The sequence below is a fragment of the Alienimonas chondri genome (assembly GCF_013036045.1).
GTDB classification, from domain to species: domain Bacteria; phylum Planctomycetota; class Planctomycetia; order Planctomycetales; family Planctomycetaceae; genus Alienimonas; species Alienimonas chondri.
Genome location: NZ_WTPX01000192.1, coordinates 1 through 6,821, shown reverse-complemented (window position 1 = coordinate 6,821; position 6,821 = coordinate 1). Strand labels below are relative to the sequence as shown.

Sequence of the window (6,821 nt, the reverse complement as noted above, 5' to 3'; positions counted from 1 at the left end):
GAGGGGAGCCGGCGGGGGAAGCCGGGCGGGCGACGGCGTACGTCGCCTCTCAGGTGAGGACGGAAGCGGGAGACGCCGATTCCCGGGGAGCCGGTCGGCGCGGCGGGCCGCTGAGGACGGGGTGTTGGGCGAAGACGCGGTGGAGGGCGGCGACGGCCTCCTCCAGTTCCTGCCGCTCGGCCCGCGCGGCGGCCAACTCGCCGGCGGCGGTCTGGGCGCGTTCGGCCACCGCCCGCGTCGCGGCGTCGAGGGCCATCGCGCGTTCCTCCAACGCCGCTTCGAGATCCTCGAGATCCGCTTCCCGGTCGGCGGCGTCCGCTTCCCGATCGGCCAGATCGGCGCTCCGCTTCGCCAGCTCGGCCTCCCGGGTGCAGAGGGCGGCGTCGCGGGTCGACAGCGTCGCTTCCTTCCGCGCCAGCGCCGCGGAGCGGCGGGCCGGACCGCCCCCCGCATCGTCTGGCTCGGCTCGCTCGTTCCGTTCGCTCGGCGTTTCGGATCGGCTCAGCGTCTCGGACCGACTCCGTGTCGCCGGTTCCTCAGTCGAGGCGCAATGCCGTTCCGCGGCGGAGGGCAATGCGAACGGGTTGGCGAACGGGTCCGTCAGCCCGGACGGCCACGTGGTCGCCAGGCTGAACGGATGCGTCGAACCGGGAATGTCCGAAAAGGGATTGGTGAGGGCGAGCAACTCCGGCCGCGGACGCTGGGCGGTCGGCGGCGGCGCGGCGGCGGGGGCAGCGTCGTCCGCGGGTTCGGAATCGCGGGGCGGGACGGCGGCTTCGTTCGCCTCGACGACTCCCGTCGCGGCTTCTTCCGCCTCGGCCCGTCCCGTCTCGGTCCGTTCCGCTTCGGCCTCCGCCTCTTCGTTCGCTTCGAAGGCGGCGTCACGCCGGCCGTCGTCGCCGCAGGTGCCCAGGGGGCCGCCGTCGGAGACGTCCACGCCGCGGCCGGGGTCGGGGAAGGCGCCGAGATTCAACCGGGTGAGCAGTCCGAAATCCCGTCGCATGCCGATGCGAATCGCCGGACAGGCGTCGGCGGCGGCCTCGGCGGCGGTGACGGCGCTGAGCACCGCCCGGTGGCCGCGAATCGATCGGCTGCCGGCGCCTTCTTCCGCGACCGCGGAGGCGGCCGCCAACGCGGCGTACGCGGAGTTGGCCGTGAGCGCGACGGCCCGCTCCGTGGAGACGGTCCGGCGTGCGTTCGCCGGGGGATCGGTCGTGCCGTCGTCGGAGTCGCCCCGGCCCAGTCGGGCGACGGTGGCGACGATTACGTCTTCCGCCGCGGTGAGTTCGCGGGTGGAGACGGCCTCGCCGGCGGCGATCTTGGCGGCGGGTCGCAGGGCGCGGCGGACCGCTTCCCCGCACCCGAACGACGAGGGCATCCTGCCGGAGGAGTTCGTATCCGGCAAACAGCGCCGCGCCGCCCGAGCGGCGCAACGGTGTGCATAAGCGACCACGGCCCGCAACGGGAGTGACTTCAGTTCGTCGCCGGTCGGCAGGGCGGACATAACAGCGGCGGGGAGGGATGGGGGGAACCCGGCGAACGCGACACAGACGTGCGTCGAGACAAGGCGACCGTAGTTCGCATCCGTTCGTCGCGCCGGATCGTTCGTCGGACCGAGTTCGCGACGGGGCGGGCCGAATCCCGAAGGTCCCGCCAATCGGCGCGACCGGCGCGTGGGCGGATCGATCTTGCCCAGACGCATTTTCCCCGAACGAGCGATCCGCGCCCGGCTCCGCTTCTCGACCTACCCCTTGAGCGATGCGAGTGGTTGCCGAGCCCGCATCGCCTCCCCTGCGGTTTCCCCCCTCCGCCGCCCAGCCCATGACCGCCGCCGCCCTCGTTCGCTGCGCCCCCCGATCGTCCGATGCCGCTTCGTCGGAGCGCGTTCCGTCGAACTCCGTTCCACCGGATGCCAGGCCGTCGACCCCGGGGGCGCCCGGCAGCGCCTCGTCCGCGCCGGCCGATCGGGTGAAGCTGGAGGCCTATATGAACTCCGTGGCGGAGCTTCAGGCCGGGAACGTCGCGTCGCGCCGGCTGCTGGGGCTGACCGCCTCCGAGGACTACGACATGCGGGAGGTGGTGCGGTGCGTGGAGTGCGACCCGGCCCTGACCGCGAAATTATTGCGGGTGGTGAACGGCGCCCGCTACGGCTTGCGGCACCGCGTGACCGGCGTGCGGCGGGCCGCGGCGTATATCGGTCGGCGGAGCCTGCGTTTGTTGGCGGTCACGTTCAGTCTGGCGGACCGGTTCTCCCCGGAGAAACCGCTGCACGCGGCGGTCTGGCGGCGGGCGGTCGTCAGCGCCGCGGCGGCTGCGGAACTGTCCAAAGGGGGCGAATCTCCCGCGGCCGACGAAGCCTACACCGCCGCCCTGCTGTGCGATCTGGGGGTGATGCTGCTGGGGGGATTCGAGGCCGCGGACTATCCCAAGATGTACTTTAATACGCCGCACGGTTCGCCGCTGATGGCGGCGGAGCGGGCGCGATTCGGCATGGATCATGCCGAACTGGGCGGTCGGTTCCTGTCCCGCTGGGGGCTGCCGGAGGAACTGGCGAACGCCGCCGCCGGACATCACCTCGCGGTCCACATCAGCAGCCCCGACGGAACCCCGTTGCCCGCGTTGGACCTGGTCGTGCGGGTCGCGGATCGACTCGCCGAAGCCGTGCTCTTCCCGAGCGCGGAATCGGTGCGGAACGCCGACGAACTGGTGCGGGAGTATTTCCCCGGCCGCACGACCGGCCGCGTGCTGACCGGCGTGCTCAATGCCGCCGCGGAGGACGCCGACCTCTATCCCGGGGTCGATGCCCCGGACAGAACGCTCACGACGGTGGAGTGGGCGAAACACCTCGATTGCCCGGAATTGATCCTCGCCGCCGCCGGTCGCAAACCGGAGTCCGGCCGCGGATACGGCGCCCGCCTGATGGCGAGCGCCCTGCGCTAATTACTTCGGCGCGTTCGTTTCAGAACGCGGCGACGCCTGCGGGCCGACGCCCGCGGGACGGGCGAAGTCGCGGTCGGTCGTCATCAGCCAGCGATCGAACTCGAACCCGTCCTCGCGCATCGAGAACTGCACGACGTGCTCGCCCGGCTCCTCGATCTCTAAATAGATCCGGTGCGGTTCGCCGCAGTGGTTCGCCTCGGTGCGTTGCAGGCTGTCCCAGCGCCAGGTCTGTTTCCCCTCGCACCACTGCATCCGCTGGCCGCTTTCGGGCCACTCGCCGTCGAGACCGACGTGCAGGCCGTTGTCCTCCGTTCCGGTGGAGAACGCCCGCACCCAGACGTAATAGCGTCCGGGGGTCTCGACCCGGATCTTATAAGAGAGTACGGCCAGCTTGCCGGGATCGGGCGAGAAGTTCTCGCCTTTGATCAGCTTGTCGCCGTGGGTGCGACGGGTGTCCGGGAGGATCTCTAAATACGCCCCGCCGCTCGCGGTCGCGGCGTGATTCGGATCGCCGTCCGGCGCGACCGTCGGGGTCGCGTCTTGCGTGGTGAGATAAAAGGCCCGCTTGTCGGTCGCGGTCTGTTGAAAGAAGTCTTCCGCCTCCGCGACGATCAAGCCGTCTCGTTCGAGAATCGCCGTCTCGGCGCCTGCGGTCGCGGCGTCTGGGGGTTCCTGAGCGATCGCGAAACCTGCCGTCGACCCGACGGCAAGCAGTACGGCGAGGGATTTCATAGCTCCTGCTTTCGATCAGAATTGAGACGCGACCGCGAGCGGGTCGGCGAACGCCGCCAGACTATCGCCGGTCCCCGCCGATCACAGGTCTTCGCCTGCCGCAATTCCCTGCGCCGTGTCGGCCTCGGCAAGCTCGGCGACATGGCCCAGCACGCGACCGTGGACACGGTGCAGGATCGCGTCGGTCCATGCGGCCCAGTAACCGTGCGGAGCCATCTTCGTCCGGCACCACGTCGTGCCGGTCAGCCGCGTGCGGTCGCCGGGAAGGGCTTCCAACAGAAACTCCCCGCGGATGCTCTCGAACGTGCCGTGCAGGTGCGGCGGGGAAATCTCCGCCCACGGGTGCCATTCGACCATCGGCGTGGGCTGTTCAGAGACGCGGAACGCCAAGCGCCCCGGCGACGTTTTCGTCCCGTCGCCGCCGGGCGGCTCCCACGCGGTGATCGGCTCGACGAACTCCCCGGTGCTGAATCGACAGCGTCGCACGGCGCCGACGCCCTCGCCTTCGATGACGGCGCCGACGGGGTAGGCCAGGCCGGTCTCGAAGTACCACTCCTCCGGCGGGTCGAGTTCGGGGAAGGCGATCACCCGCTCCCAGACCGCCGCCGGCGGGGCGTCGACCACGATGCTGGTGACGACCGGCCGGATCGGCGCTTCGTTCGCCGGCGCGACCACGCTGCCGAGCGGCGCGAGCATCAGGCACGCCGTCGCCCCGGAGTCCCACCGCGACCGGTCGTCTGAGCGCACCGTATTCGCGATCGCTCCCCCGAGCGCCCCGCCGATCAGCGCCAGCGGGAGAGCCAGCGGCAACGCCATCAGCAGACAGACGATTCCTTCCCACGCCACGACCAACAGCCCGCCGTAGGAGGCCAGCGCCGCCAGCGCTGCAAACCCCAAGGTCGGTCCCGCGCCGACCCGCTCCACAGCGTTCGCACAGTACCCCGCGACGGCGCCCACCAGAATCGGGGTGAGAAAGAACAGCGGAGCCCCGTAATCCTTCAGCACATAAACGCACGTGAAGACCATCGCCACAGTGTAGATCGGCCCGAAAAAGATCCCCGCGACCGTCCACGTCCCCGCGGAGTCGGTCTGTCGCGTCGGGGCTGTCGGCCGGGCGGGCAGATTCTCGGCACGCAGCATTCGGGTCTCCTCCGCGGTCGTCGGCCAGTCTGGGATCAGCCGCGGGTCAGATTCCGGTTTGGGGTCCGCGGCGGGGCGAGGCGGCCTGCTCGGGGCGAAGCCCAGAAACGCGAACACGGCCAGATTTAGAAACGGCGCCAGCGACAACAGCCCCAACCACGGGCTGATCCCCGCGGTCGCCGCCCGCCGGACGCTCATCGCGGCGCAGACGTAGACGAACGGCAGCGTCCACACGACGTACAGCGGCCCCGCCCAGTCACCCAGTCGGGCGAACTCGTCCAGGCGGCTGACGCTCGGCGAGAGAAACTCCAACGGCCCCAGCGTGCGCCCGGAGGTCGCCGCGACGAACAGCGCCTCCACGGCGTACTTCGTTAGAGCCAGACCGAAACCCCACGCGAGATACGCCGTGCGGGAGACCGGCCCGGACGGGGCGAGCGGGTTGGTCATGGCGACGCGGGATCGAGAACGGGGGCGAACGCCTTCAGAACCGTCGGCGTGCCGGAGGGTTCATCCCCCGGCCCGGCGATCCCTCCGCCAACCCCAGCGCCCGCAGGACGGCGGGGGTGTCGGACAAGTCGTCCAGCAGCAGGTCCGGGGCGCAGCCGGACAGTTCGCCGCGGGGGTGCGAGCCGGTCGCGACGGCCAGCGTCTTCGCCCCGACGGACTTCCCGCAGGTCACGTCCGCGGGCGTGTCGCCGATCACCCAGACCTCGTCCATCCCCGCCGGCAACACCTCCATCGCGGCCTTCGCCACCTCGTTTCGATCGGGCGAGTGGTCCCCGTACCCGCCGACGGACAGGTCGAAGAAATGCTCCAACCCGAAGTGCGAGAGCTTCGCCGCGGCGCCGGGGGCGAAGTTGCCGGTGAGCAAGCCCAGCGTCACGTCCTCCCGGCCGGACAGCGCCTCCAACAGCTCCCGTACGCCGGGCAGGACGCGCCCGCCGCCGGTCGCCAGCGCCGTGGGCAACGCGGCGAGGTAGGCGTCGCGGAACGTCGCATGACTGTCGGGCGTGTGCTCAGCGTCGTGGGCGGCGTGATAGTCGAGGCTGATCGCCGTGTCGGTGCGGCCGGAGAAGGAGACGTCCAGATCCTCCTGATAGAAGCCGAACGCTTCGACCGCCGCCGCCCTCATCGCCGGCCCGCCCGAGCCCGCGGCGAGCAGGGTGCCGTCGATGTCAAATAATAAAGCGATCATAAGTCCATCCTACTAGCCCGAAGCGCAAGCTTCGGCAGACGAGCGGAGCGAGGGGGTGAGCGGCGAGACTGTCACGGGGTGATCGGTCAACGATTCATGACTCTGGCGGCGCACAGCCGAAGCTTGCGCTTCGGGCTTGTATGGCGCCTATGGATCACGGCTCCGCCGCGTCGCCCAGCACCTTGCGCAATCGCCTGAGCGCCCGCAGGTGTCGCATGCCGGCAGCGGGTTGGCTCAGACCCAGCGCCTGGGCGACTTCGCTGTTGCCGAGGCCTTCGATATGCCGCATCAGCAACAGGTCGCGGTCGTCCTCGTTCAATTCATCCAGCGCGGCGACGAACTTCTGTTCGAGCTCCTTCCGAATCGTCGCCGCGGCGGGCGTCAGCTCGGCGTCTTTCAACTGGGCGGCCAGCGCGGCGCCGCTGTCGTCGTCGCCGGGGCGGCCTTGCAGCGATTGCTCCCGGTCGACGCTGCGCTTCGCCGCGGCCCGGTGGCGGCGGTGCATGTCGATGATCCGGTCGCGGGCCAGTTGTCGCAGCCAGAGGTGAAACGGCATCGAACCGTCCGCCAGGAACGTGTCGAGCCGTTTGTGGGCCTCCATCAGCACGTCCTGCACGACGTCGCTGGCGTCGACGCGTCGCTGGACCTGCCGATCGAGCCGCATGCGGACCAGCCGCTCCAGCGAACGCCGATGGCGGTCCATCAGGTCGTTGCGGGCGTCCGTGCGTGCGGCTCCCTCATCGCCGCCGGCGTCGGCGAGCAGCTGTTGGGTCTCGTCGGAGTTCGGCCACATCGCGGGGGCGGGGATCGGGGG

6 protein-coding genes are annotated in these 6,821 nt (G+C 70.5%); 1 reads left to right on the top strand and 5 read right to left on the bottom strand.

Going from position 1 to position 6,821, the window contains the following annotated elements; all coding sequences use genetic code 11:
• Positions 1-49: 49 nt before the first annotated feature.
• Entirely contained in the window at positions 50-1,378 is a 1,329-nt protein-coding gene (locus tag LzC2_RS19180; protein ID WP_171189644.1) for a hypothetical protein, read from the bottom strand.
• Between the two features lie 590 nt (positions 1,379-1,968).
• Between LzC2_RS19180 and LzC2_RS19175 the strand changes: the two genes are divergently transcribed.
• The gene (locus LzC2_RS19175) at positions 1,969-2,940 is read left to right on the top strand and encodes an HDOD domain-containing protein (RefSeq protein ID WP_171189643.1); all 972 of its coding nucleotides are present in this window, start codon (positions 1,969-1,971) and stop codon (positions 2,938-2,940) included.
• Here LzC2_RS19175 and LzC2_RS19170 read toward each other — a convergent pair whose 3' ends face one another.
• The 4 genes from LzC2_RS19170 to LzC2_RS19155 all read right to left on the bottom strand — a co-directional run bounded on the left by LzC2_RS19170 (position 2,941) and on the right by LzC2_RS19155 (position 6,800).
• Positions 2,941-3,672, bottom strand: coding sequence for a hypothetical protein (locus LzC2_RS19170; protein ID WP_171189642.1), 732 nt, complete (start codon positions 3,670-3,672; stop codon positions 2,941-2,943).
• A gap of 81 nt (positions 3,673-3,753) precedes the next feature.
• The gene (locus LzC2_RS19165) at positions 3,754-5,259 is read right to left on the bottom strand and encodes an SRPBCC family protein (protein ID WP_171189641.1); all 1,506 of its coding nucleotides are present in this window, start codon (positions 5,257-5,259) and stop codon (positions 3,754-3,756) included.
• A 34-nt stretch (positions 5,260-5,293) separates the two neighbouring features.
• Positions 5,294-6,007, bottom strand: a complete 714-nt coding sequence (locus LzC2_RS19160) for an HAD family hydrolase (RefSeq protein ID WP_171189640.1) — start codon at positions 6,005-6,007, stop codon at positions 5,294-5,296.
• 154 nt (positions 6,008-6,161) lie between these two features.
• Complete coding sequence (locus LzC2_RS19155; protein ID WP_171189639.1) at positions 6,162-6,800, bottom strand: sigma-70 family RNA polymerase sigma factor; 639 nt, start codon at positions 6,798-6,800, stop codon at positions 6,162-6,164.
• Between the last annotated feature and the right edge of the window lie 21 nt (positions 6,801-6,821).

Excerpts from the sequence above, each read along its gene's own strand:
- LzC2_RS19180 (WP_171189644.1), bottom strand. The coding sequence starts at position 1,378 with ATGCCCTCGTCGTTCGGGTGCGGGGAAGCGGTCCGCCGCGCCCTGCGA.
- LzC2_RS19170 (WP_171189642.1), bottom strand. The coding sequence starts at position 3,672 with ATGAAATCCCTCGCCGTACTGCTTGCCGTCGGGTCGACGGCAGGTTTC.
- LzC2_RS19165 (WP_171189641.1), bottom strand. The coding sequence starts at position 5,259 with ATGACCAACCCGCTCGCCCCGTCCGGGCCGGTCTCCCGCACGGCGTAT.
- LzC2_RS19160 (WP_171189640.1), bottom strand. The coding sequence starts at position 6,007 with ATGATCGCTTTATTATTTGACATCGACGGCACCCTGCTCGCCGCGGGC.
- LzC2_RS19155 (WP_171189639.1), bottom strand. The coding sequence starts at position 6,800 with ATGTGGCCGAACTCCGACGAGACCCAACAGCTGCTCGCCGACGCCGGC.